Origin of the sequence: Comamonas halotolerans, assembly GCF_030162935.1 — a bacterium.
Lineage (GTDB): Bacteria > Pseudomonadota > Gammaproteobacteria > Burkholderiales > Burkholderiaceae_C > Comamonas > Comamonas halotolerans.
Genome location: NZ_JASAUZ010000023.1, coordinates 54,368 through 78,389, shown reverse-complemented (window position 1 = coordinate 78,389; position 24,022 = coordinate 54,368). Strand labels below are relative to the sequence as shown.

The window sequence follows — 24,022 nt, the reverse complement described above, 5'->3', positions numbered from 1 at the left end:
CCCATGCCTACGTTGTTGCCTTTGATTGCTTTGATAGTGCATATGCGCTTGCTCGATCACAGGCAGGATGTGGTGATTGCATGCCCTCTATGAAGCAACTGGCGCTGGATATTGGCTTGCCCACAGGGCCTTCCCTTTCGCGCTTTTATGCTGGCCGCAACAAGCCGGTGGTCAGCCACCTCCAAAATTGGGTCAGCGACGGCTTTGGCGCAGCACCACGTTCGCCAGTACCCACTTATTTGTGGGGGGCTTCGGGCTCTGGCAAAACGCATTTGCTCAAAGCAGTGCGCGAAATGCTGCGCGAACAGGGTGCGCAAGTTGGCTGGATGGATGCCTCCACAGGCTTTCCTCCAGAGTTTGATGAGCGCTGGTCGGCGGTGGTGATGGACGATGTGCATATGTACACGCCCATGCAGCAGTCCCGTGCCTTTAACTGGTTCGTGAATGCCATCAATCCGCCTAGCGGTTCTCCGCGCTGGATTTTGTCAGCGGGTGATGCGCCGCCTGCGGCCATGGTGGTGCGCGATGATTTGCGCAGCCGTCTCGGCTGGGGGCATGTGTTTCAGCTGCATGTACCCAACGAGGAAGAGCGCCGTGAAGTGCTCAAGACCGAGGCCGCAGCCCGCGGTGTGACCTTGAGCGCGGATGTGGTGGACTACATGCTCAAACGTTTCTCGCGTGACTTGGCCAGTCTGATGCAATTGCTGGATATGCTCGATGAGTTTGCGCTGCGCAACAAGCGGGCCATCACTATTCCATTGCTCAAAACCATGCTGGAGACGGAGTGAGTTGGGTGCTGAGTGTGTCTGATTCTTGCGTCTTTGTTCTTATTTGAAAGTCTTCATGTCTTCTGTTCCCCAGACTCAGCGGTCACGCTTGGCACTGTTTGATCTTGACCACACGTTGATTCCCATGGACTCTGACCATGGTTGGGGAGAGTTTGCGATTGCCATTGGCTGGTGTGATCGTGAGGAGTTTGGCCGTCGCAACGATGAGTTTTTTGCCCACTACCAAGCGGGCACGCTGAATGTGCACGATTACGTGCGTTTTGCAACGGAAGCTGTCGTGCAGCGAGGTCAGGTGCAATCACAGGCCGCGCATGAGCGCTTCATGGAGGCAGTGATTCGCCCCGCGATGAAACCGCAAGCCATCGAGCTGGTGCAAAGCCATTTGCGTGCGGGAGATACGGTGGTGATCACCTCAGCGACGAATGAGTTTGTGACCCGTCCTATTGCGGCTGCTTTCGGCGTCAAGGAGTTGATCGCTACCGAGCTGGAGCGTGATTCCAGCGGGTGGTTCACCGGTGCAGTGAAAGGCCTGCCCAATATGCGTGAAGGCAAGGTCGCGCGCATGGATGCATGGCTGGCTGCTCGCGGTCTGAGCTGGGATGCGGTGGAATCGACGTTCTACAGCGACTCCATGAATGACGTGCCTTTGCTCGAGCGTGTGAATCACCCCGTGGCTACCAACCCAGAGCCCCGCTTGCGCGCATTGGCGCAAGAACGTGGATGGCGCGTGCTGGATCTGTTTACTGAAAACCCATGATTAAAACCATCATTGATAAATTGCTGGGCAAAGAGCCCGCCACCCGTTCGCGCAAGCCGCGTTTTGGCAAGCGTGAGGAGGTGTCGGCCAGCGTGCACGGCATTGATCCGCAACTGGTGGACCCGCGTGCCGTGGATGTGGTGCGTACTCTCAAAGATGCCGGCTATGAGGCCTACATCGTCGGTGGAGCTGTGCGCGACTTGCTGCTGGGCCTGCGTCCCAAAGACTTTGACGTGGCCACCGATGCCACTCCTGAACAGGTGAAAAGCCTGTTTCGCCGTGCCTTCATCATTGGCAAGCGTTTTCGTATCGTGCACGTGGTTTATGGCCGTGGGCGTGAGCACGAGGTGATCGAAGTCTCCACTTTCCGAGCTTTTCTGGACAACAGCCAGGCTGAGCAAGTCAGTGGCAATGAGCGCACCAGCAAGCTGGCGTTGGCGCACATGAAGCACGCGGTGGATGCCAGTGGCCGCGTGTTGCGCGACAACGTATGGGGGCCGCAGGACCAAGACGCCACGCGCCGTGATTTCACCGTGAATGCCATGTATTACGACCCAGAGACACAGGTGGTCGTGGATTTTCACAAAGGTATTCAGGACGCGCAAAAACGTGTGTTGCGCATGATTGGTGATGCCGCCACGCGTTACCGTGAAGACCCGGTGCGCATCATTCGCGCGGTACGCTTTGCGGCCAAGCTGAGCCCGCTGGGCTTCAAGCTGGAGCCCAAAACGGCAAAGCCCCTGGTGGAGTCGGAGCATTTACTCAAGGAAGTGCCCCAAAGCCGGCTGTTTGATGAAATGCTCAAGCTGCTTCAGACGGGGCACGCGCTGGCGTCGATCGAGCAGCTCAGGAAGCAGGGGCTGGACAAGGGCATTTATCCTTTGCTGGATGTGGTGGTCGAGCGCGCAGAGCATCCTTTTGTGCAAGCCGTGCTGGCCGATACGGATCGTCGCGTGGGTGAGGGCAAGCCGGTGGCACCCAGCTTCATGCTCGCTTGTGTGCTGTGGCAAGACGTCAAGGCCGGTTGGGAGCGCCGCCTGAAAAAAGGCTACAACGCATTCCCAGCATTGAGCGAAGCCATTGACGAGGTGTTTGACCAGCGTATTGGTGATGTGTCGGGTCGCGGCAAGCTGGCCGCAGACATGCGTGAAATCTGGGTAATGCAGCCACGCTTTGACAAGCGCACAGGCGCTTCGCCATTCGGCATGGTGCTGCAGGCGCGTTTTCGTGCCGGTTTTGACTTTCTGCGCTTGCGTGCGGACGTGGGCGAGGTGGACGAGGCACTGGCGCAATGGTGGCAGGACTTCCAGTCTGCCGATGATGCCCACCGGGAAGACCTGGTGGCCCAGGCACGCGAGGAGCAGCGTCAAAAGCAAAAAGCCGCGCAACCCCGCAAAGCGCCTCGCCAGACCGAGACTGCAGCATCCCCGCTGGATGCCGTTGCGCATGAGGGTAGCGAAGCCATGGGTGAGGCCCCTTCCAAGAAACGGCGTCGCCGTCGTCGCAAGCCAGCCGCAGCCAGTGGTGCTGGCGCAAGCGGCAACGTCGACGCATGAGCGTGCAGGTTTTTGTTGGTCTTGGGGCCAATCTGGGTGACCGGGGTGAGGCTTTACTGCAGGCCCTGAAAGGCATGGCAGTGTTGCCGCAGACGCAATTGCTGGCAGTTTCATCGCTTTACAGCAGCGCACCGGTGGACGCTACCGGACCAGATTATTTGAATGCGGTGGCGATGCTGGAAACAGCGCTGTCGCCTGAGGCTTTCTTGCAGTTGCTGCAGGCGCTGGAGCAGGCCGCTGGCCGCGAGCGCCCTTACCGCAATGCGCCGCGAACGCTTGATCTGGATGTACTGCTGTGGGGTACACAGCAGTTGAACACCTCAAATTTGATAGTGCCCCATCCCCGGATGTACGATCGCGCATTTGTGCTCAAGCCCCTGGCGGAGTTGGATGCAACACAAGTGAGTGCAGCCCAGTTGGCTGCAGTGGCGGATCAGCGTATTACCGTGGCACAAGATGCACAGTGGGCTGCTGCTGCGCTGCCCACCTGAGTGGCCACTGCGATGTGAGCTTGTGAAACTGATCAAAAAAGCGCCCTGGAAACCAGGGCGTTTTTTTGTTGGTACATCACATTGTCGTTGTACACATGTGCGAAGCGCACGAGAGCAGGTTGTAGCGGCAGAGATGACTTGCGTGTCTGGTCTGCGTTGCCTGCCCGGCGCAGTTGGGCATGTTGCAATCAGCCAATTTCGGCGATCAACTCAATTTCCACGCAAGCCCCCATGGGGATTTGTGCCACGCCAAAAGCACTGCGCGCATGGGTACCCTTGTCACCAAATACTTCCGCGATCAATTCAGAACAGCCATTGGTTACCAAGTGTTGTTCTGTGAAGCTGGCGGTGGAGTTCACCAGACTCATGACTTTTACAACGCGCTTGACGCGGTTCAAGTCACCACCACAGGCCACTTGCAATGTTCCAAGCAAATCGATAGCCACAGCACGTGCGGCTTGCTTGCCTTCTTCGGTGCTGATGTTGGCGCCTAACTGACCGGCCCACACCTGGCCGTCTTTCTTGGCAATGTGGCCGCTCAAAAAGACCAGGTTTCCGGTCTGCACAAAAGGTACATAGGCCGCTGCTGGTACGGCGACGGGAGGGAGCTGAATGTTCAGGGCTTGCAGTTTGTCATAGATGCTCATGGAGTTTTCCTTTCGTCTTCTCTGAATGGGATTGGTCTGGGTGACCGGCTTTGCCAACCCAGCGTGTGCATCGCATGCTTGCCAGTATGCCAAGACATTGCGTTGCTGCTGCACAAGTCCCCGTCACCGGCGTGTGTGCCATGTGTGGTGTTGTGGTGGGCGTTGCCTTGCAGTTGCAGCAAGGCGTGCTGTGGTCGGCATGGGTGTACGCATGCATCGGCATGGTGGCATTGCTAGCCTCGGTAGGGGGATGGAAGTGGCGCAACAGGCGCATTTCCTGGTTGATTTTTGCATTGACCATGGTTGTCGCTGGTGCCGGTACGGGCTGGCGTGCCGCCATGTTTCAAGCCAACGCCATGCCTGCACAGTGGGAAGGGCGCGACGTGCGCGTGGTGGGGGTGATTGATGCGATGCCGCAGACTGTGGAGCGTGGCGTGCGCATGCATTTTCAGGTGGAACGCGCTTGGGTTGCGCAGCAGCCAGTGCCGCTGCCGCCATCTATTGTGCTGACGTGGTATGGCCCAGCTCCTCCGCAGGGCTTGCGCGCTGGCCAGCGCTGGGAGTGGACGGTAAGGCTGAAGGCGCCCCATGGTGCGCGCAACCCTCACAGCATGGATTGGGAGTTATGGCTGTGGAGCCATGGGATACAGGCGACGGGCTATGTTCGCCCCACAAAGGGAGATGCCGCTGCGCTATGGCTGGGGCAGACATGGCATGCGCCGATGGCCCAGTGGCGCGGGGACTTACACTGGTCCATGCAAGCTCCTGAAGAAGCCTTGGAGCGCGAGCAAGCCTCCAGGGGCGTGGTGCAGGCGCTGGTGACAGGGGCTCAGTCCAGCATAGGCCGTGCAGACTGGCAGTTGTTCCGTGATACCGGCGTTGCGCATCTGGTCAGTATCAGTGGATTGCATATCACCATGTTTGCCTGGCTGGCCATTGCGGTGGTGAACGCCATTTGGCGGCGTTCGATGCGCTTGTGTCTGTGGGTGCCAGCACCCATTGCAGCAGCATGGGCAGGCTTGGTGCTGGCAGCAGTCTATGCGCTGTTCAGTGGCTGGGGGATACCGGCACAACGCACCATCGGCATGCTTTGCATTGTGGTTGTGCTGCGTGCGAAAGGGTATGCCTGGCCCTGGCCTTATGTGTGGTTGGTGGTGTTGACGGCTGTAGTGGTGGCAGACCCATGGAGCCTGTGGCAAGCAGGTTTCTGGCTGAGCTTTGTAGCCGTTGGTGTGCTGTTCGCCGCGCACCCCCAAACGCACAGTCCGGTTGCACATCGCTGGTGGCATGCTGGCAAGCGATTACTGCAAGAACAGTGGACAGTGGGGCTGGCATTGGCTCCGTTGACGCTGCTACTGTTTGGTCAGATATCCGTGGTGGGGATGTTGGCCAACTTATGGGCCATTCCATGGGTGACGCTGGTGGTCACTCCGTTGTCTATGCTGGGGGCCCTGTGGTCGCCACTATGGACTCTGGCAGCGCATGCGGTGACAGCCATGGTGTGGTTGCTGGAGTACATGGCTGCGTGGCCGCTGGCGGTACTTTTCTTTGCGCAACCAGCACCTTGGGCCGCAGCCGCAGGAGTGTTGGGGTGTTTATGGCTGGTCATGCCTCTGGGGTGGCGCTGGCGATGCTTGGGACTTCCGGCCATCGTTCCCATGTTGTGGTGGCAGCCTCCTGCGCCGGAATGGGGGCAATTCGATGTGCTGGCGCTGGACGTGGGGCAGGGCAGCGCGGTTTTGCTCCGAACCCGACAGCATAGCTTGCTGTTCGATGCAGGCCCGCGCTGGTCTGAGCATTCAGATGCCGGGGAACGTACGGTAGTTCCGGTTTTGCGGGCATGGGGTGTAGATCTCACAGCACAAATGATCAGCCATGCAGATAGCGACCACGCAGGAGGCGCACAGTCTGTGCAGCAGGCATTTCCGAATGCGCAGTGGATGGGGGCTGGCGGTGAGCCGTGTCAGCAAGGACAGTCCTGGACGTGGGATGGTGTATTGTTTCAGGTGCTCCATCCTTTGCAGGTAGTGTCAGGCAGAGCAAATGCTAAAAACAATGCCAAGAGTTGCGTGCTCAAGGTGCGCAGTGAGACAGGGCGCAGTGTTTTGTTGACTGGAGATATTGAGGTACAGCAAGAGCGTGCCTTGCTGCGAGCGAGCGTTGATTTACGCGCAGATATTCTGCTGGTGCCTCACCATGGCAGCACGACCTCTTCAAGTGCTGCTTTCATTGCTGCGGTACAGCCCCGGATTGCCATTGCGCAGGCAGGCTATCGAAACCGGTTTGGGCATCCGGCACACAGCGTGGTGCAGCGTTACCTGGAACAGCGGGTCACATGGGTCTCCAGCCCAAGCTGTGGTGCGGCATGGTGGCGTTCTTCGCATCCTGAGTCGGTGCAGTGCGAGAGGGTGATTCGGCGAAGGTATTGGTCGGCTGTGAACACAGATTGAAAAGCCTGTTGCTACACTAAATGCAACATCAAGTGCCATAGCTGGCTGGCTTTCAGAAAAAGTGGAAGTAGCAGGCCTGATTCTTGCTGGAGACGTATCTATCCCATCGCAGGAGGCGTGCGAATATGCAGAAGTTCGATGAAATGTATGCAATGCTGCCCTTTGAAGGCAGTGATGTGCGGCCACATTACAAGGCATACGCCCGGTGGCTGGCGCGCCAGACGCAAACCTCCATGCAAGCCAGGCAGGCCGAAGCAGAAATGATCTTTCGCCGCGTGGGCATTACCTTTGCAGTCTATGGAGAAAAGGACGAGAGTGGCGCAGGCACCGAGCGCTTGATTCCGTTCGATCTGATTCCCCGCATCATTCCAGCCCAGGAGTGGCAGCGCTTACAGCAAGGGCTGGTGCAGCGTGTGACAGCGCTCAATAGGTTCATCGGTGATATTTACAACGGACAGGAGATTCTGCGCGCTGGCATCGTGCCACGGGAGTTGATTGACGGCAATACACAGTTCCGTCCAGAAATGCAGGGCTTGCAGGTGCCTGGCGATATCTATGCGCACATTGCAGGTATTGACATTGTGCGAGCGCCGAATGGGCAAGGCGAGGGCGAGTACTACGTGCTTGAGGACAACCTGCGTGTGCCGTCCGGCGTGTCGTACATGCTGGAAAACCGCAAGATGATGATGCGCCTTTTTCCCGAGTTGTTCAGCACACATGCGGTGGAGCCGGTTGCGCATTACCCCGATCTGCTTCTCGACACTTTGCGTGCCAGTGCGCCACCTGCGGCCGCTGCAGCTTCGGCCACAGTGGTGGTGCTGACTCCCGGCATGTACAACAGTGCCTACTTCGAGCACGCTTTTTTGGCCCAACAGATGGGTGTTGAGCTGGTGGAAGGCCAGGATCTGGTGGTGCGGGACAAGGTGGTCTATATGCGAACCACTCGTGGGCTGCAGCGTGTGGATGTGATTTACCGTCGTGTAGATGATGATTTTCTGGACCCGGATGTTTTCAGGCCCACATCCAGCCTGGGTTGTGCGGGATTGATGGAAGCGTATCGCGCAGGCAATGTCACGATTTGCAATGCCGTGGGCACGGGCATTGCCGATGACAAATCCGTCTACCCCTACGTGCCGGACATGATTCGTTTCTATCTGGGCGAAGAGCCCATTCTGAACAATGTGCCAACCTGGCTGTGCCGCAAGCCCGATGATCTGCAGTATGTGCTCGATCACCTCGGCGAGTTGGTCGTCAAGGAAGTCCACGGAGCGGGCGGCTATGGCATGTTGATTGGACCAGCGGCGAGCAAAGCGGAGATTGAGGATTTTCGTCAGGCCTTGCTGGACAACCCCGCTGGCTATATTGCGCAGCCCACGCTGAGTCTGTCGAGCTGTCCAACGATGGTGGAAGCGGGAATTGCGCCGCGCCATATCGATTTGCGCCCCTTTGTGCTGAGCAGCAGTCAGGGGGTGAGGATGGTGGCCGGGGGGCTGACGCGGGTGGCCCTTAAGGAAGGATCGCTGGTAGTCAACTCCTCGCAAGGAGGCGGAACCAAAGATACCTGGGTATTGGGCGATGACAGCAGCGGGGGCATTCAGCAAACACTGGGCGGTATGACACAAAGCATGGGAGTGTTCGGCATGCAGCAATCGCTTCATGGAGGCCTGTGATATGTGCCGCAACCACTCAAGCTTCACACTTTGCCGGGTGAGCGATGTAATGCGCGTGCCCGCCCCAAATGCGCTTGTCGCAAAGCGCGATCTGACTGCGCAACCGATACCGCAATCGTTACAACGTTTGCATAAGGAGAGCCCATGCTAAGTCGCACTGCCGATCATCTGTTCTGGATGTCCAGGTACACCGAGCGGGCCGAGAATACTGCCCGCATGCTCAATGTCAGCTATGACACGTCAATGCTGCCCATGCGTCCAGAGGTTGCCATGCAGGCATGGCAAGGGGTGCTGTCTATCAGTGAATTGATTCCCGCATACCAGCAGCGATACCGCGATATCACGCGGGATAACGTGTTGTATTTCATGGCGGCTGATGAGAGCAACCCGGCATCCATCGTCTCTTGTTTGCGTGCTGCACGAGAGAATGCACGCGCGGTGCGCGGGGCATTGACAACGGAGGTGTGGGAGACCCAAAACCAGACCTGGCTGGCCCTGCGCAAGCAGCTCAAGGATGGCGCTTTGGGCAAAGATCCTGGACAGTTTTTCGAGTGGGTGAAATATCGCTCCCACCTGTCGCGCGGAGTTGCGCTGGGCACGATGCTGCAGGACGAGGCATTCAACTTTGTGCGTCTGGGGACCTTTCTGGAACGGGCGGACAATACCGCCCGCCTTCTGGATGTGCGCTTTCATGCGCTGCAGCGCGACTACCACGGTATTGATCCGCAGCGAAAGAGCGCGCAGCAATTCGATTACTACCATTGGAGTGCGTTGCTGCGCAGTGTTTCGGCCTTTGAGGTGTATCGCAAGGTGTACCGGGATGTGATCACTCCTGAGCGTGTGGCCGAACTGCTGGTCTTGCGGCCTGATATGCCACGCTCATTGCATGCCTGCATGCGAGAAGTGGTGCAGAACTTGCAGGCCGTGGCGCATGAAGGTGCGCTGGACAGTCAGCGCAAGGCCGGGCGTTTGCTTGCGGATGTGCAGTTCATTCGCATTGATGAGATTTTGGATACTGGCTTGCATGCCTACCTCACTCAATTTCTGGATCGGGTCAATCAGCTGGGAGAGCTCATCACCAAGGATTACCTGGTGCCGGAGTTGTAAGCAGCAAGCACAGACGAAAAAAAGGAGCCATTGGCTCCTTTTTTGTGGCAAGCGATGCTGCAATTTCGTCTTAGTGAGCTTCGCTTTCACCCATCTGAGTTTGCAGATAGTTTTGCAGACCCACTTTTTCAATCAGATCCAGCTGGGTTTCGAGAAAGTCGATGTGTTCCTCGGTGTCGTCAAGAATTTTCAGCAGCAAGTCGCGTGAAACAAAATCATGGGCTGCTTCGGCTGTCTTGATGCCATCTTTGATGGTGCTTTGTGCTGCTGTTTCCAGGTTCAGGTCGCACTGCAGAGCCTCAGGCACGTCTTCACCAATTTGCAGCTTGCCCAGATCTTGCAGGTTGGGCAGGCCGTCGAGCATGAGGATACGGTCCATCAGCCAGTCGGCATGCTTCATCTCGCCGATCGACTCCTTGTATTCCACCTTGGCAAGCGCATCCAGACCCCAGTGCTTGAACATGCGGTAGTGCATGTAGTACTGGTTAATGGCGGTCAATTCGTTTTTGAGTTGTGCTTGCAGAGCTGCAATGACTTGCGGGTCGCCTTTCATATGGGGCTCCTTTTTTTGATGTCTAGGTAGGCATTATTGTCAGCTAAGAAGCGATATCGGTTTGCACAAGTCCACACTGCAGCGTATTGGCTGCGGCTGAGGGTGAGTCGTGTTTGCGTTTGAAAGTTCATTAGTTTATGACTATCAACTTGATAATGTCAATTGATTAGTAGTATTGATTGTTAAGCCTTAGACTACATACTGTTTTCAGTCGCACATCGCATCTCATAAAGGAAACGACATGTCCGTTATCAATACCGTTATCAAGCCTTTCCAAGCTTCCGCCTTCAAGGACGGCAAGTTCATCGAAGTGTCCGAAAAGGACGTGCTGGGCAAGTGGGCTGTGTTCTTCTTCTACCCTGCCGACTTCACATTCGTTTGCCCTACAGAGCTGGGCGACGTTGCTGACCATTACGCTGAATTCCAGAAGCTGGGCGTGGAGATCTACTCTGTGTCCACCGACACTCACTTCGTGCACAAGGCATGGCACGACTCTTCCGAGACCATCGGCAAGATCAAGTACACCATGCTGGGTGACCCAAGCGGCGTGATCACCAACAACTTCGAAAACATGCGTCCCGGCGTTGGTCTGGCTGACCGCGGCACATTCATCGTCGATCCTGATGGCGTGATCCAGGCTGTGGAAATCACAGCTGAAGGCATTGGCCGTAACGCAGAAGACCTGCTGCGCAAGGTGAAGGCTGCTCAGTACGTGCGCAACCACCCCGGTGAAGTTTGCCCAGCCAAGTGGAACGAAGGCGATGCAACTCTGGCTCCTTCGCTGGATCTGGTTGGCAAGATCTAATCTGATTGCCCAAAAAAGCCTGGGCATTGCCCGGGCTTTTTTACAGCTGCGCTATCTATAACTATCAAAAAAGAATTTTATTAGGATTTGACTATCATGCTGGACGCCAATCTCAAAACTCAACTCAAGGCATATCTGGAGCGCTTGCAAAAACCTCTGGAAATTACCGCCACGCTGGATGACAGCAAGGCGGCTGGCGAAGTCAAGTCCCTGTTAGCCGATCTGGTTGCGCTGAGCGACAAGATTACCGTTGTCGAGAACAATGATCTGCAGGTTCGCAAGCCTTCGTTCCTGATCGGCAATCCTGGTGTTGACACTGGCGTGCGCTTTGCCGGTGTTCCTCTGGGCCACGAATTCACCTCTCTGGTATTGGCACTTCTGCACGTGGGCGGCCACCCTTCCAAAGAGTCTGCAGACCTGCTGGAGCAAGTGAAGGCCATTGACACGCCTTTGAACTTCGAGACCTACTACTCGCTGTCTTGCCACAACTGCCCTGACGTGGTGCAGGCGCTGAATCTGATGTCTGCGCTGAACCCCAATATCACGCACACGGCCATTGACGGAGGCTTGTTCCAGGACGAAGTCAAGGAACGTGAAGTCATGGGCGTGCCTACCGTATTTGTGAACGGCGAGCGCTTCGGCCAAGGTCGTATGGAACTGGCCGAGATCGTCGCCAAGGTGGACACTGGTGCCGCAGCGCGTGAAGCCGCCAAGATTTCTGCCAAAGACGCATTTGACGTGCTGGTCGTGGGCGGTGGCCCTGCGGGGGCGGCTGCAGCGATTTACTCGGCTCGCAAGGGCATCCGTACCGGTATTGCAGCAGAGCGTCTGGGTGGCCAGGTGCTGGATACGGTGGACATTGAAAACTTCATCTCGGTTTCCAAGACTGAAGGCCCCAAGCTGGCTGCAGCCATGGCTGCCCATATTCGAGACTACGAAGTGGACATCATGAACCAGCAAACCGGAGCCAAGCTGATTCCTGCTGCCACCGAAGGTGGCTTGATCGAAGTGCACACCGAATCGGGTGCCGTGCTCAAGGCCAAGACCGTGATCCTGTCCACAGGTGCTCGCTGGCGCAATATGAATGTGCCTGGGGAAGAGCAGTACCGCACCAAGGGTGTGACTTTCTGCCCCCACTGCGACGGCCCCTTGTTCAAGGGCAAGCCTGTGGCCGTGATCGGCGGCGGTAACTCGGGTGTGGAAGCTGCGATTGACCTGGCTGGTATCGTCAAGCACGTGACCCTGCTGGAGTTTGCCGATACCCTGAAGGCCGATGCTGTGTTGCAGAAAAAGCTGCACAGCTTGCCGAATGTGACTGTGATCACCAACGCCCAGACCACCGAAGTGAATGGTGACGGCAAGAAGGTCACTGGCATCACTTACAAGGACCGCGTGACTGAAGAGGTTAAGACCATCGCTTTGGACGGCATCTTTGTGCAAATTGGCTTGCTGCCCAACACTGGCTGGCTCAAGGGTACTGTGAACCTGAGCCGCTTCGGTGAAATCGAGATCAATGCCAAGGGCGAGACCAATGTGCCAGGCGTGTTTGCTGCAGGTGACTGCACCAATGTGCCTTACAAGCAGATCATCATCGCCGCTGGCGCAGGCGCTACCGCTGCACTGTCGGCATTTGATCACCTAATTCGCCATTGATCGGTTTAACGGCAAATGTGCTGCTAGCGCTTGTCAAAAAAGCGTAGCTGGCTGTCAAAAGAAAAAGGACTGCTCGAAAGGGTGGTCCTTTTTGTTTTTCATGGTGGAATCATTTCGGCGAGGAGCAGATGCTGAAAGCGATGCTTCTGCATTGAAATGCATGGAAAATCCTTTGCTATGAATCTTCGATCCACCGCGAAGGGGCCAGTCAAGGGCTCTTTTTTAGAGGTATTTCTGGCTTTTCTGAAGCTGGGATTAACGTCTTTTGGTGGACCTGTCGCTCATCTGGGCTACTTTCGCACCGAATTTGTAGAACGTCGAAAGTGGCTGGACGACAAAAGCTATGCAGATTTGGTCGCGCTGTGCCAGTTTTTGCCCGGCCCTGCCAGCAGCCAGGTGGGGATTGCGTTGGGACTGGGGCGCAGTGGCTGGCGTGGCGCATTGGCGTCGTGGACGGGCTTCACGCTGCCCTCTGCGGTTGCTCTCATTCTTTTCGCCTTGGGGATTTCGCAATGGCCCGAGGTTGCGCAATCCGGAATCATCCACGGCCTCAAGGTTGCTGCGGTCGCTATCGTTGCACATGCGGTCTGGAGCATGGCCAAGACGTTGTGCCCAGACTGGCCACGGGCAGGGATTGCCATTGCGTCAGTGATCATGGTGATGGCGATACCTTCCACGACGGGGCAAATCATTGCGCTGGTGTCAGGCGGTGCGTTCGCGATGCTGATGCAGCAAAGAGGGCAGGGCTCGCCAGTCCAGCATCATGACTATGGCCTGAGCAGGTTTGCTGGGGGGATTTTGCTGATCATTTTTGCTATGTTGCTGGTGGCGCTACCGCTTGCCAGTGCATGGCTTCAGTTGCCCGCACTTACGATGTTCAAGGATTTTTATCAGGCGGGCGCCTTGGTGTTTGGGGGTGGGCATGTCGTGCTGCCGTTGCTGCAGGCTAGCGTAGTGCCCAGTGGCTGGGTGTCGAGTGACATCTTTCTTGCAGGCTACGGTGCTACCCAGGCGATTCCGGGTCCATTGTTCACATTTGCCGCTTACCTTGGGGCGGTCATGCCCAGTCCTTTTGGCGGCTGGATGGGGGGCTTTGCTTTGCTTCTGGCAATTTTCTTGCCTGCCATGCTGCTGGTTGCTGGCGCATTGCCGTACTGGGAAAGGTTGCGTCAGCATGCAGGTCTACAACAGGCCATGGCCGGAGTGAACGCGGCCGTGGTTGGTGTATTGGCTGCGGCTTTGTATTCGCCGATGTGGACAAGCTCCATTCATTCAATATCCGACCTTGGGGCGGCCTTGCTGGCATTTGCGTTACTGGTCTACGCACGTCTTTCGCCGGTGCTGGTGGTAATGCTGACAGCATTTTTGGGGTGGCTGCTTGCACTCTGAAGCCAGCACGTCCCATGCCTTCCGAGGCAACCTAGTCTGTCGTATCTGGGGCGTCTAGCGGGCCTGGTGAAGCCGTGTTTTTCAACCAGTCCAGCAAGATGGCTTGAGGCCCATGCTGATGCGCAGCCGGCGAGGAAAACAGGCAGTATTGAGAGCCATCGTTCACGAAACCCAAAGGAGCGGCCAGCAAGCCACTTTGGAGGTCGTTGCACACCAGATGCCAGGGGCCGATGGCAACGCCCAAGCCTGCAACGCTTGCTTGCAAGCTGAAATAAAAATGCTCAAAAAGATGGCTGTTTTTTTTGGGCACAGCTTTCCTGGTTACCCTGGACCAGTCCGACCATGCCGTTGGACGCGTGGAAGTGTGCAGCAGCGGCGTTTCAGGGTGTAGTTGCTGGCACTTGCTGTCTGAAACAAACCAATTTTTCACCTTGTCAGGTCGGCATACAGGTCCGATTTTTTCTGTGAAAAGTGGTTCCACCTGATAGCTGGCAGGCCAGGAGAAGTCGTTGCGGCGTATCGCAAAGTCAATGCCATGGGCAAACGAAAATTCACCACCACCGGCCATGAGATGGATATCAACGTCAGGATGTTGTGCTTGGAACGATGGCCATCGAGGAATAAGCCAACGCATCAGCAAAGTCGGTTCGCACGACAGTACCCATGGTTTCGCTTTGCGCGCATTTGCACGTATATCGCTCAAAGCATTGCGGATGAGTCCAAAGCCTCCCGCCACAGCGTTCGAAAGCTGGCGCCCCGCATCAGTGAGGTAGACGCGCCGGCTGCGTCGTTCGAACAAAGCAATGCCCAGATCATCTTCTAGCAGGCGGACCGCCCGGCTGACTGCTCCGTGCGTGAGGTGAAGTTCGTCGGCGGCACGGCTGAAATTTTCCAAACGAGCGGCAGCTTCAAAACAGCGCAGTGCCAAAAGGGATGGCAGGCGTGAATTGGTTTTTTGTGAGTTCAGTTCACCGTTGATGTCAGAAATCATCGTTATGAATCGGCCCTTCATCTGCATATTATTGGAATTATTACCAATGACTGAAGTGTATTCGCATGACTGAATTGATAGCTGTGGTCACAATAACCTTGCTTGCTGTGATAAGCCCCGGGCCGGACTTTGCCATGGTGAGTCGCAACAGCCTGCTCATGTCCCGGCGCTCAGGGGTACTTACTGCGTTGGGGATTGGTTTGGGCGTGCTTTTACATGTCAGCTACACCTTGATAGGTGTGGGTCTGCTCATTCAGCAGTCCATGTGGCTGTTCAATGCCATCAAACTTTTGGGTGCGCTGTATCTGATTTATCTGGGCTGCAAGATGCTCAGAACCCAAGGAGGGGGTGAGCTGGTAACTGCAAAAGTTGCGCCAATGTCAGACTTGAAAGCCTTGCGCATTGGTTTTCTGACCAATGCCTTGAACCCCAAGACCACGGTGTTCATCGTGAGCTTGTTTCTCCAAGTGGTGCACCCAGACACATCGCTTGCATTGCAAGTGGGCTATGGGGTGTTCATCTCGGTGGCACATATGGCATGGTTTTCGATAGTTGCCTTGTGTTTTTCAGCTGATGCTGTGCGGGTGCGCTTGCTCTCAGTGCGTCACTGGATTGACCGCGCTTTTGGCGGCATGCTGGTTCTTTTTGGAGTCGGCTTGGGAGTTGCCAGCAACGCGTAATGTGTGGAGGCTTTCGCAAGAGCCCTTCGGTGCCCTAGGCATGATGTGCCTGGATCACCATGGCCGTTCGCAATTGCGCTCAGCCATCAGTTCATACCTTTCAAAAAATCAACGGCTGCCTCTGGCAGCCGTTTCTTGCTCCACTGCAGCGCAGGTCATGCCAGCAGTAGCGGCAAGCTTAGTCCATGGTCAGCTTTTGCTTGTCCACCACTTCCTTGTAGGCGGTGTATTCGGCCTTGATTTCCTGGGCGAACTTTTCGGGGGTGTCGGCCACGATCAGCGAACCGGTTTCTTCAATGCGTTTGCGCACGCCGGGGTCTTGCAGTACCTTGTGTACCGCCTTGTTGACCTTGTCCACGATGTCCTTGGGCATGCCCTTGGGGCCGACCACGCCGTAGTACGCCATGCGGTTCACGCCAGGCGCACCGACTTCGGCCAGGGTCGGCACATCAGGCAGCACTGCCAGTCGCTGTGGCGCGGCCACTACCAGCGGAGTCAGGCGCTTGCTTTGCACAAACGGCAGGGTGGAAGGGAAATTGTCAAACAGCAGCGGAATCTGACCAGCTACCGCATCGTTGAGCGCAGGACCAGAGCCGCGATAAGGCACGTGCTGCATTTGGGTGCCGGTGGCCAGCATGAACATTTCCATCATCAGGTGGCCAATGGACCCCGTGCCTGGTGAGCCAAACGAGTGCTTGCCGGGGTTTTTCTTGATTTCATCCAGGAAGCTCTCGTAGTCCTGACCGACAAACTTGGGATTGGCCGCGATGATGTTGGGCGTGGCCGCAATGTTCACGATGGGAGTGAAATCGGTGAAAACGTTGTAGGGAATCTTGGGGTTGATAGCAGGGTTGGTGGCTGTGGTGGATACGGTAGCCAGCCCGAGGTTGTAGCCATCGGGCGCGGCGCGGGCCGTCTCTGCTGCACCAATGGCGCCGCCACCACCGCCCTTGTTTTCCACAATCACGGGTTGGCCCAGTTCACGGCCCAGAGGGTCTGCTACCACACGGGCAATCAGGTCGGTGGTGCCGCCTGCGGCAAAGGGCACCAGCAGCTTGATGGGTTTGTTGGGGTAGCTGGCTTGGGCGTGGGCTGCGCCGAGGGTAGTCAGTGCGGCCAGGGCCAAAAGGGTGCGACGCATCATGTGCAGGTCTCCATGTCGTTGTTGTGTTGAACGTTGGAAATCCTAATGAGGCGGCTGTCGCTTGTGGGCGAAAAATCTTAAGTGCAAACCCTTGATCGAGGGTTTTTTCTAGGATAAAAAACGCGATTTTTGGTGCGTGTTTTTCCCTGGCAGCAACGGCCATGATCTGGGTCGTGTCCAGAGTCTTCGGCACTGTGCGCAAGCCCTGCAGCTTGTGCACAGCAGGGACTGCAAGGCTAAATCACTTGGCGTGACTGCAGTCTGGCAATCGCCTCGGCATCCAGCCCCATGGCTTGCAAAACCTCATGCGTGTGTTCACCAAGCGCAGGGGGGGCGCTGCGGTATTGCACAGGTGTGGCGGAAAGACGCATGGGGTTGGCAACGGTTGCAATTTCAGCCATGCCATCACCTTTGGTGCATGGCAGCGTTTGCCGAATATTGCGATGGCGCACTTGTGGATCATCAAACGCCTGGGCAATGGTATTGATGGGGCCGCAAGGCACGGCCTTGTCTTCAAATAAAGCGATCCAGTCTGCCGTGCTGCGGGTTTGCATCAGCGGCTGCATGAGCTTCAGCAAGGCATCACGGTTCTGTACCCGCGCGGTGTTGGTGGCGAAGCGAGGGTCCTGCGCCCAGGCAGCGTGTCCGACTGCATGGCAAAAGCGGGCAAACTGACCGTCGTTGCCAATGGCCAGCAGCACATTGCCGTCCAGCGTTGGGAAGTCTTGGTAAGGGGCCAGACTGGGGTGAATATTGCCTGCGCGTGTCGGTGTTTGCTCGGTGGCCAGATAGCCTGCAGCCTGGTTGGCAAGCACAGCCATGCCAACGTCCAGCAGTGCCATGTCGATGTACTGGCCTTCGCCGGAGCCATTGCGCACATTGTCGCGTGCATTCAGGGCTGCCAGGATGGCGTTGCTGGCGTAAAGGCCTGTGAACACGTCAATGACCGCCACGCCCACCTTGAGTGGACCCCCGCCGGGTTGATTGTCGGCATGGCCGGTGATGCTCATCAGGCCACACATGGCTTGCACCATCAGGTCGTATCCAGCGCGTTCTGCATACGGTCCATCCTGACCAAAGCCGGTGATGGAACAATAAACAAGTCGAGGGTTCAAGGCTTTGAGGCTATCGTAATCCAGGCCATATTGCCTGAGTCCGCCTACCTTGAAATTCTCTACCACCACATCCGCCTCTTGGGCCATGCGGCGCAGCAGGGCCTGGCCTTCGGGATGGGCCATGTCCACGGTAATGCTGCGTTTGTTGCGGTTGCAGGCAGTGAAGTAGCTGGCCTCGCGCGTGTCATTGCCTTGCGAGTCTTTAAGGAAGGGTGGTCCCCAGTGGCGCGTGTCATCACCGGCCAGTGGTCGCTCGACTTTGATCACATCTGCGCCCAGGTCGGCCAGCATCTGGGTGGCCCAGGGGCCCGCGAGCACGCGTGACAAATCCAGTACCTTGATGCCTGCCAGTGCACCTTGTGCTGTCGTTGGCATGATTCGTCCTTGGAAAAGAGAAGCTGCTGGCGCTTGCTAAGCAGCAGTTGCAGAGCTTGTGAGTGCTACAAATGCCTTTAGTGGTGCGCGAGCAGCTTCTGAACATAGAGCGCATGTGCATACGCCCTAGGAGACAACAGGTAAAAATCAGTTGGCAAAGGCTGCGATGCCGGTTTGCGCACGGCCCAAGATCAGGGCGTGCACATCGTGGGTGCCTTCGTAGGTGTTCACCACTTCCAGATTCACGAGGTGGCGGGCAACGCCGAACTCGTCGGAGATGCCGTTGCCGCCCATCATGTCGCGTGCCAGGCGGGCCACGTCCAGGGCCTTGCCGCAGTTGTTGCGCTTGATCAGCGAGGTGATTTCGATCACGTTCTGGTACTCGTCCTTCATGCGGCCCACGCGCAGGGCAGCTTGCAGGCCCAGCGTGATTTCAGTCTGCATGTCGGCCAGCTTCTTCTGGATCAGCTGGTTGGCGGCCAGGGGACGGCCAAACTGCTTGCGGTCCAGTGTGTACTGGCGGGCAGTGTGCCAGCAGAACTCGGCAGCACCCATGGCGCCCCAGGCAATACCAAAGCGGGCGCTGTTCAGGCAGGTGAAGGGGCCCTTCAGGCCACGCACTTCAGGGAAGGCGTTTTCTTCGGGGACAAACACATCGTCCATGACGATTTCGCCGGTGATCGATGCGCGCAGACCCACTTTGCCGTGGATGGCGGGGGCGCTCAGGCCCTTCCAGCCTTTTTCCAGAATGAAGCCGCGGATCTGGCCCACGTTGCCGCCTTCGGACACTTCCTTGGCCCAGACAACGAACACGTCTGCCACAGGGCTGTTGGTGATCCACATCTTGGAGCCCTTGAGCTTGTAGCCGCCATCAACTTTATAAGCCCGGGTGGCCATGGAGCCGGGGTCGGAACCGTGGTCAGGCTCGGTGAGGCCAAAGCAGCCGATGTATTCGCCCGATGCCAGCTTGGGCAGGTATTTCTGCTTCTGCTCTTCGGTGCCGAACTCGTTGATGGGCACCATGACCAGCGAAGACTGCACCGATGCCATGGAGCGGTAGCCCGAGTCCACGCGCTCAATTTCACGCGCCACCAGACCGTAGCTCACGTAGTTCAGGCCAGCGCCACCGTATTCGGTGGGAATGGTGGGGCCCAGCAGGCCCAGCTCACCCATCTCGCGGAAGATGGTGGTGTCCGTCTTTTCATGGCGGAACATGTCCTGTACGCGAGGCATGAGTTTGCCTTGACAGTATTCATAGGCTGCATCGCGGATCATGCGCTCGTCGGCAGTCAGTTGCTGATCGAGCTGGAAGGGGTCGTTCCATTGAAAGTTGGACATAAGGGCTCCTTGGATCTCTGTGTTGTTGCTTGCACCACATTGAATGCGTTTATTTGCATGGCAGTGCTGTCATGGAATGCATCCTACGTAGGGGATGAGTGCTTCGCAAACGATTTGTTTGCATCCAGGTATGAGCTTCTTGCATGTCTTGCTTGATATGGTCATGCAAATCAGGCAGCATGCATGCCTCTTGCATTGCTCCTGTCTTCCCCATGCGCCGCTCTATTCCCTCCACCCAAGCCCTGGCATGCTTTGAAGCTGCTGCGCGCCATGAAAGCTATACCCGTGCAGCGCAAGAGCTGGCGCTTACGCAAGGAGCAGTTTCGCGCCAGGTAATTGCGCTGGAAGAATTTGTCGGAGTGCAGCTGTTTCGTCGCACCCGCCATGGCGTTGCGCTGACCTCAGCGGGCGAGGTTTATGCGCGCAAAGTACGTAGCTGGCTTTTGGGCATGGAGCGCGACACGCTGGACTTGATGGCGCACCAGGGCTCTGGCGGCACCATCAAGCTCGCAGCCGTTCCTACCTTTGCCACCCGTTGGCTGATGCCGCGCTTGCCGCTGCTGGCGCAAGCCCATCCAGACATCACAGTGCACATCGATGTGCAAACCCGCCCGTTTCTGTTTGCCGACACAGGTTTTGATGCAGCTCTGTATGCGGGCACGCCCGAGCAGGTGCGCAACTGGCCGGGGATTGAGGCTGTACACCTTATGGATGAGGATGTGGTGCCCGTGTGCAGTCCGCGCTTGCTGGATCGAGCGACGCAGCGTGCACCAGGGCGAGCCTGGCAGCCACTGCCGCCGCAGGCACTGGCGGAGCTTCCTTTGCTGCAGCAAAGCACGCGCCCCCAAGGCTGGGTGCAGTGGTTCCAGTCGGTGCGCGTGGATGCTCCGAAGGCTATGGACGGACCACGCTACGAACTATTTTCCATGCTCGCTGTGGCTGCCGCGCAAGGTATGGGTGTGGCGCTGATCCCTCCCATGCTGGTGGAGACGGAGCTGGCACGTGGTGAGCTGGTGCTGGCCAGCGCCCAGGCTCTGCGCGGAGAGCGCGGTTATTACCTGATCACACCTACGCAGCAAATGCCTTCCGCAGTGCTGCAAACCTTTTCCCGCTGGCTGCAATCCATGGCGCAACAAAGCCTGTCTCTTGCGCCCTGATGGATGCTGCTTAAAAAAGCATCAATCGTTTGAAAGTGCTTATGGTTGAGTGACTTAGGTCGCTTATGCAGATGGAGCAGCAGGCTTATCCACAGGCTTGTGGCCTGTATTTGGGGAGAACTTCAATGGGTGAGGCGTGGCGACTCAATTGGTGTTGCCTGCTGTGACCAGATGGTCAATCAAGGCGCGCACTTTCAGAGGCAGGTAGCGCGATGGGGCATAGAGTGCATAGGCGGTGCGCGGGGCGTAATGGCCGGTGAGCTGCCAGTCAGGCAGAACCTGTACCAACTCCCTGCGCTGTAGCGCGGACTGCGCCGCAAAGTCTGCAACCACGCCGATACCCTGGTGCTGCAGCGCCAACTGGATGATGCCGGTGCTGCTGTCGATGGTGAGCGGGGTGTGGACGCTGACTTCCAAAGGCTCAATGGCTTTTGTTTCTGAAGCTGTGGTGCTGGCTCTGATCCATTGGAGCCGATTTTGAAACTCCCCATAGCCCAGAGTGATGCAGGCAATGCCATGCTCTGGAGCGAGATCGGCGGGATGTTGCAAAGGCTTTTTCAAAGCTTGCAGATAGTCTGGTGCTGCCACTGCGATATAGCGAACCTGACGCAGTGCTCGCGCCACCATATTGGGAGGCAGCTTTTCCGGCTGAGTAAGGCGTATGGCCATATCCAGACCATGTTGCGCCAGATCTTGCATCTGGTCGCTGAGGCTGACCGCAATTTCCAGTTGCGGCCATTTGCGCCGCAGTGCGGGCAGCTGTGCGCTGAGCCAGATTTCGCCAAAGATGGTGGGCGCGGTCAGGCGAACAATGCCCCGCGGCACGCCACTGTAATGGCCTGCAATGGTGTGGATATTGCTGGCAGTCTGGGCTAGCTGACTGCAGGCTGCGTACACCTCGGCACCCAGTTCGGTCAATGAGAGCGAGCGTGTGGTGCGATGCAGCAGTTTCACTCCCCAGTGAGCTTCCAGGCGGGCCACGCTGCGGCTGACGGCCGAGGTCGTCAGCTCAAGCTGACGTGCGGCGGCTGCAAAGCTGCGCAACTCCACAACCTTGGAAAAAACCAGCATCTCAGGTACCAGCCGCGTATCTAGACTCATCGTTGATAGGCTTATTGTTGATCTGCGTGCAATAGTAATTTGAATTTTTACATATTGATGAATGGTTGTGTCTGGTTCACGATCAAGGCATGACTTCACATCATTCTTCCACCCAGTCTCCAGAGTCCTCCTCAGCGTCCGAATCTGCGCTGCAAACTTCAGTGCTTTGGCCCTCCAGCGGCAGCCAAGGTGGTGTTTGGCGCATGGTCCTGGCCATGGGCTTGTCGGGCACGATTGGTTTGCTGGTAGTGGAAAGTGGCTTACCCACGCTGTGGGTGGTGTGGCTGCGTTGTATTTTGGGTGGTTTGGGGTTGCTGGCCTGGGTGTGGGGTACACGATTGTGGCTACGCCCCACGCGTGGCGAAAGTGTCTGGCTGCTGCTGGGTGGCGCAGCCCTGATCTTGAATTGGTTGTGCCTGTTTAAGGCCTATCACTACAGCGGGATTGCAGTGGCAACCGTGGTCTACCACGTGCAGCCTTTTCTGTTGCTACTGCTCGCTGCAGTGTTGCAAGGCGAACCTGTGCCAACGCGCCGTCTGCCCTGGTTGTTCATGGCTTTGCTGGGGGTGGTGTTGAGCAGTGGCTGGCTAGGCGCAGGCGATGCCCGGCATATGCAGTGGCAAGGCATGGCGTTGGCATTGCTGGCTGCCAGTCTTTATGCGCTGGCAACGTTGGCCACACAACGACTTCGGCGTTTGGCTCCTGCGCAGATCGCCATGCTGCAAATGGCAGTAGGGGTAATCATTTTGCTGCCAGGGGCGTGGATACAGCATGGTGATGCACACTTGACGCTACGTGCCTGGGGCGCTGTACTTGTGCTGGGTGTGGTGCATACCGCCTGGATGTACGTGCTGATGTACACGGCTTTTCAGAGATTGCCAGCCCAGGCGATTGCCGGGCTGTCTTTCATCTACCCGGTCATGGCACTTCTGGTGGATGTAGGATGGTTTGGCACCCAGCCATCGCCCGTGCAGTGGTGCGGCATGGCCGTGATTTTGGGCGCAGTCTGGATGTACCGGCGCAGCGATCACAGCATCCGCAAAGCCTAGTAAACCTAGCAGGCACTGTCAGGCTGGGGGCGCGCACATACTAGAGCAGCCGAAACAAGGCTACGCACAAAGGCATCAACAAGGCTGTGAGCACGCCGTTGAGCCCCATGGCCAGCGCGGCAAAAGCGCCTGCTGTGGGATTGATCTGCATGGCGCGGGCGGTGCCGATGGCGTGTGAGGTCAGCCCTTGTGCAAAGCCTTCGACGGCCGGGTCCTGGCTGCGCACCACGCGCAACAGAAAAGGGGCCAGCATGCAGCCGCTGATACCTGTGATTGCCACTGCTACCGCTGCCAGCGAAGGCAAGCCGCCAAAGCGCTCGGCCATGGGCAGCGCAATGGGAATGGTGGCAGATTTTGGGGCCAGGGAAATGATGGTTTCCCAGCTGCCGCCCAATGCCCAGGCAATACCCATGGCAGAGAACAAGGCCACCACGCAGCCCGCGAGCAGGGCGACGCAGATTGGACGCCATAGTGCACGAATGCGCGTGCGCTGTGCGTACAGTGGAATGGCCAAAGCCACCGTGGCCGGGCCAATCAAAAGATTGAGCCATTCCACGCCGTGCTTGTAGGTGGCATAGGAGGTGTCAGTCGCCAAAAGCACGCAGACCACGATGATCACGGAAGGGAACACCGGGATCAGCATGGGGTGGCATTGAAAGCGCTTGTATACGGCCATGGTGGTCAGGTACACGGTCATGGTCAGCACCAGCCAGGGAAGATGGGAGGCAGACAGATTGCTGAGCAAGGTTTCCCATTGGCTCATGCTGCCTCCTTGCTGGTCTGTTTTTCTCGAGCCAGCATCCATTTGAAGGTCCAGGCGGTAACCGCGAAAGTGATTGCCGCTCCGGCAATGCCCGCCACCAGGAACGGCAGCCATTCTTTGGCGATGCGCTCAAAGTGCAGCATGACACCCGCGATGGTGGGAATGAACAGCAGCATCATGTTCTGCAGCAGGGTTTGCGATGTGCTTTCCAGCGCAGCAGGCAGGCGGCCATACATCAGCAGCCCCAGCAGCAATAACAAGGCCCCGAGCAGTGCGCCGGGAAAGGGCAACTGGAAATACTGAACCAAAGCCTCGCCTACCAACTGAAAAGCAAACAAAGCCGCAAGCGCATACAACATGACAACCACTCCTCCAAGCAATGGCTGCGCAGTCTAGGCGGTGTGCCAGATTTGGCAATCTCCGATTTGTAGCTCAGGTGACTA

The 24,022-nt window shown here is 57.3% G+C and carries 22 protein-coding genes; 13 read left to right on the top strand and 9 right to left on the bottom strand.

All coding sequences use genetic code 11. The features are described from left to right. Positions 1–89: 89 nt before the first annotated feature. From hda to folK, 4 genes are read left to right on the top strand one after another with little or no spacing between them, the layout of a single operon-like run. Entirely contained in the window at positions 90–788 is a 699-nt protein-coding gene (hda, locus tag QEP11_RS10865; RefSeq protein ID WP_284337018.1) for a DnaA regulatory inactivator Hda, read from the top strand. A gap of 55 nt (positions 789–843) precedes the next feature. Next, positions 844–1,545 (top strand): histidinol-phosphatase, encoded by a 702-nt coding sequence (locus QEP11_RS10860; RefSeq protein ID WP_284336667.1) that lies wholly within the window; start codon positions 844–846, stop codon positions 1,543–1,545. Next, positions 1,542–3,101: a polynucleotide adenylyltransferase PcnB gene (gene pcnB / locus QEP11_RS10855; protein WP_284336666.1), complete on the top strand. Its 1,560-nt coding sequence runs from the start codon at positions 1,542–1,544 to the stop codon at positions 3,099–3,101. The genes QEP11_RS10860 and pcnB overlap by 4 nt, the downstream gene beginning before the upstream one ends. Beyond that, positions 3,098–3,592 carry a 2-amino-4-hydroxy-6-hydroxymethyldihydropteridine diphosphokinase gene (gene folK / locus QEP11_RS10850; protein ID WP_284336665.1) on the top strand — a complete coding sequence of 165 codons (495 nt, stop codon included), beginning with the start codon at positions 3,098–3,100 and terminating at the stop codon, positions 3,590–3,592. Before pcnB ends, folK begins: the two co-directional genes overlap by 4 nt. Before the next feature lie 188 nt (positions 3,593–3,780). Here folK and QEP11_RS10845 read toward each other — a convergent pair whose 3' ends face one another. Then, complete coding sequence (locus QEP11_RS10845) at positions 3,781–4,239, bottom strand: RidA family protein (protein ID WP_284336664.1); 459 nt, start codon at positions 4,237–4,239, stop codon at positions 3,781–3,783. 86 nt (positions 4,240–4,325) lie between these two features. Here QEP11_RS10845 and QEP11_RS10840 point away from each other — a divergent pair, with 86 nt between their 5' ends. From QEP11_RS10840 to QEP11_RS10830, 3 genes are all read left to right on the top strand, one after another. Beyond that, entirely contained in the window at positions 4,326–6,689 is a 2,364-nt protein-coding gene (locus QEP11_RS10840; RefSeq protein ID WP_284336663.1) for a DNA internalization-related competence protein ComEC/Rec2, read from the top strand. Positions 6,690–6,814: 125 nt separating this feature from the next. Further along, on the top strand, positions 6,815–8,359 hold the full coding sequence (locus QEP11_RS10835) for a circularly permuted type 2 ATP-grasp protein (RefSeq protein WP_284336662.1): 1,545 nt from the start codon (positions 6,815–6,817) through the stop codon (positions 8,357–8,359). Between the two features lie 144 nt (positions 8,360–8,503). Further along, a complete protein-coding gene (locus QEP11_RS10830; RefSeq protein WP_284336661.1) occupies positions 8,504–9,466 on the top strand; it encodes an alpha-E domain-containing protein in 963 nt (320 codons plus the stop codon). A gap of 70 nt (positions 9,467–9,536) precedes the next feature. On the opposite strand, the gene bfr is transcribed toward QEP11_RS10830, so the two are convergent. After that, positions 9,537–10,019: a bacterioferritin gene (gene bfr, locus QEP11_RS10825; RefSeq protein WP_284336660.1), complete on the bottom strand. Its 483-nt coding sequence runs from the start codon at positions 10,017–10,019 to the stop codon at positions 9,537–9,539. Between the two features lie 241 nt (positions 10,020–10,260). Here bfr and ahpC point away from each other — a divergent pair, with 241 nt between their 5' ends. From ahpC to chrA, 3 genes are all read left to right on the top strand, one after another. Then, entirely contained in the window at positions 10,261–10,824 is a 564-nt protein-coding gene (ahpC, locus tag QEP11_RS10820; RefSeq protein ID WP_284336659.1) for an alkyl hydroperoxide reductase subunit C, read from the top strand. Positions 10,825–10,920: 96 nt separating this feature from the next. Next, positions 10,921–12,477 (top strand): alkyl hydroperoxide reductase subunit F, encoded by a 1,557-nt coding sequence (ahpF, locus tag QEP11_RS10815; protein ID WP_284336658.1) that lies wholly within the window; start codon positions 10,921–10,923, stop codon positions 12,475–12,477. Positions 12,478–12,654: 177 nt separating this feature from the next. After that, the gene (chrA, locus tag QEP11_RS10810; RefSeq protein ID WP_284336657.1) at positions 12,655–13,866 is read left to right on the top strand and encodes a chromate efflux transporter; all 1,212 of its coding nucleotides are present in this window, start codon (positions 12,655–12,657) and stop codon (positions 13,864–13,866) included. A 31-nt stretch (positions 13,867–13,897) separates the two neighbouring features. Here the strand turns inward: chrA and QEP11_RS10805 are convergent, their stop codons facing one another. Further along, positions 13,898–14,857, bottom strand: a complete 960-nt coding sequence (locus QEP11_RS10805; protein ID WP_284336656.1) for a LysR family transcriptional regulator — start codon at positions 14,855–14,857, stop codon at positions 13,898–13,900. A 65-nt stretch (positions 14,858–14,922) separates the two neighbouring features. Between QEP11_RS10805 and QEP11_RS10800 the strand changes: the two genes are divergently transcribed. Next, positions 14,923–15,537: a LysE family translocator gene (locus QEP11_RS10800; protein ID WP_284336655.1), complete on the top strand. Its 615-nt coding sequence runs from the start codon at positions 14,923–14,925 to the stop codon at positions 15,535–15,537. Between the two features lie 178 nt (positions 15,538–15,715). Here QEP11_RS10800 and QEP11_RS10795 read toward each other — a convergent pair whose 3' ends face one another. The 3 genes from QEP11_RS10795 to QEP11_RS10785 form a co-directional block, all read right to left on the bottom strand. Next, complete coding sequence (locus QEP11_RS10795) at positions 15,716–16,681, bottom strand: tripartite tricarboxylate transporter substrate binding protein BugE (protein ID WP_284336654.1); 966 nt, start codon at positions 16,679–16,681, stop codon at positions 15,716–15,718. A gap of 236 nt (positions 16,682–16,917) precedes the next feature. Then, positions 16,918–18,171: a CaiB/BaiF CoA transferase family protein gene (locus QEP11_RS10790; RefSeq protein WP_284336653.1), complete on the bottom strand. Its 1,254-nt coding sequence runs from the start codon at positions 18,169–18,171 to the stop codon at positions 16,918–16,920. Positions 18,172–18,318: 147 nt separating this feature from the next. Further along, a complete protein-coding gene (locus QEP11_RS10785; RefSeq protein ID WP_284336652.1) occupies positions 18,319–19,509 on the bottom strand; it encodes an acyl-CoA dehydrogenase in 1,191 nt (396 codons plus the stop codon). A 212-nt stretch (positions 19,510–19,721) separates the two neighbouring features. On the opposite strand from QEP11_RS10785, the gene QEP11_RS10780 reads away from it, so the two are divergent. Continuing rightward, a complete protein-coding gene (locus tag QEP11_RS10780; protein WP_284337017.1) occupies positions 19,722–20,666 on the top strand; it encodes a LysR family transcriptional regulator in 945 nt (314 codons plus the stop codon). A 144-nt stretch (positions 20,667–20,810) separates the two neighbouring features. Here the strand turns inward: QEP11_RS10780 and QEP11_RS10775 are convergent, their stop codons facing one another. Continuing rightward, a complete protein-coding gene (locus tag QEP11_RS10775) occupies positions 20,811–21,767 on the bottom strand; it encodes a LysR family transcriptional regulator (RefSeq protein ID WP_284336651.1) in 957 nt (318 codons plus the stop codon). Between the two features lie 89 nt (positions 21,768–21,856). Here QEP11_RS10775 and QEP11_RS10770 point away from each other — a divergent pair, with 89 nt between their 5' ends. After that, on the top strand, positions 21,857–22,816 hold the full coding sequence (locus QEP11_RS10770) for a DMT family transporter (RefSeq protein WP_413788717.1): 960 nt from the start codon (positions 21,857–21,859) through the stop codon (positions 22,814–22,816). Positions 22,817–22,856: 40 nt separating this feature from the next. On the opposite strand, the gene QEP11_RS10765 is transcribed toward QEP11_RS10770, so the two are convergent. After that, positions 22,857–23,579: an LrgB family protein gene (locus tag QEP11_RS10765; protein WP_284336650.1), complete on the bottom strand. Its 723-nt coding sequence runs from the start codon at positions 23,577–23,579 to the stop codon at positions 22,857–22,859. Next, positions 23,576–23,938, bottom strand: a complete 363-nt coding sequence (locus QEP11_RS10760; protein WP_284336649.1) for a CidA/LrgA family protein — start codon at positions 23,936–23,938, stop codon at positions 23,576–23,578. Before QEP11_RS10760 ends, QEP11_RS10765 begins: the two co-directional genes overlap by 4 nt. Between the last annotated feature and the right edge of the window lie 84 nt (positions 23,939–24,022).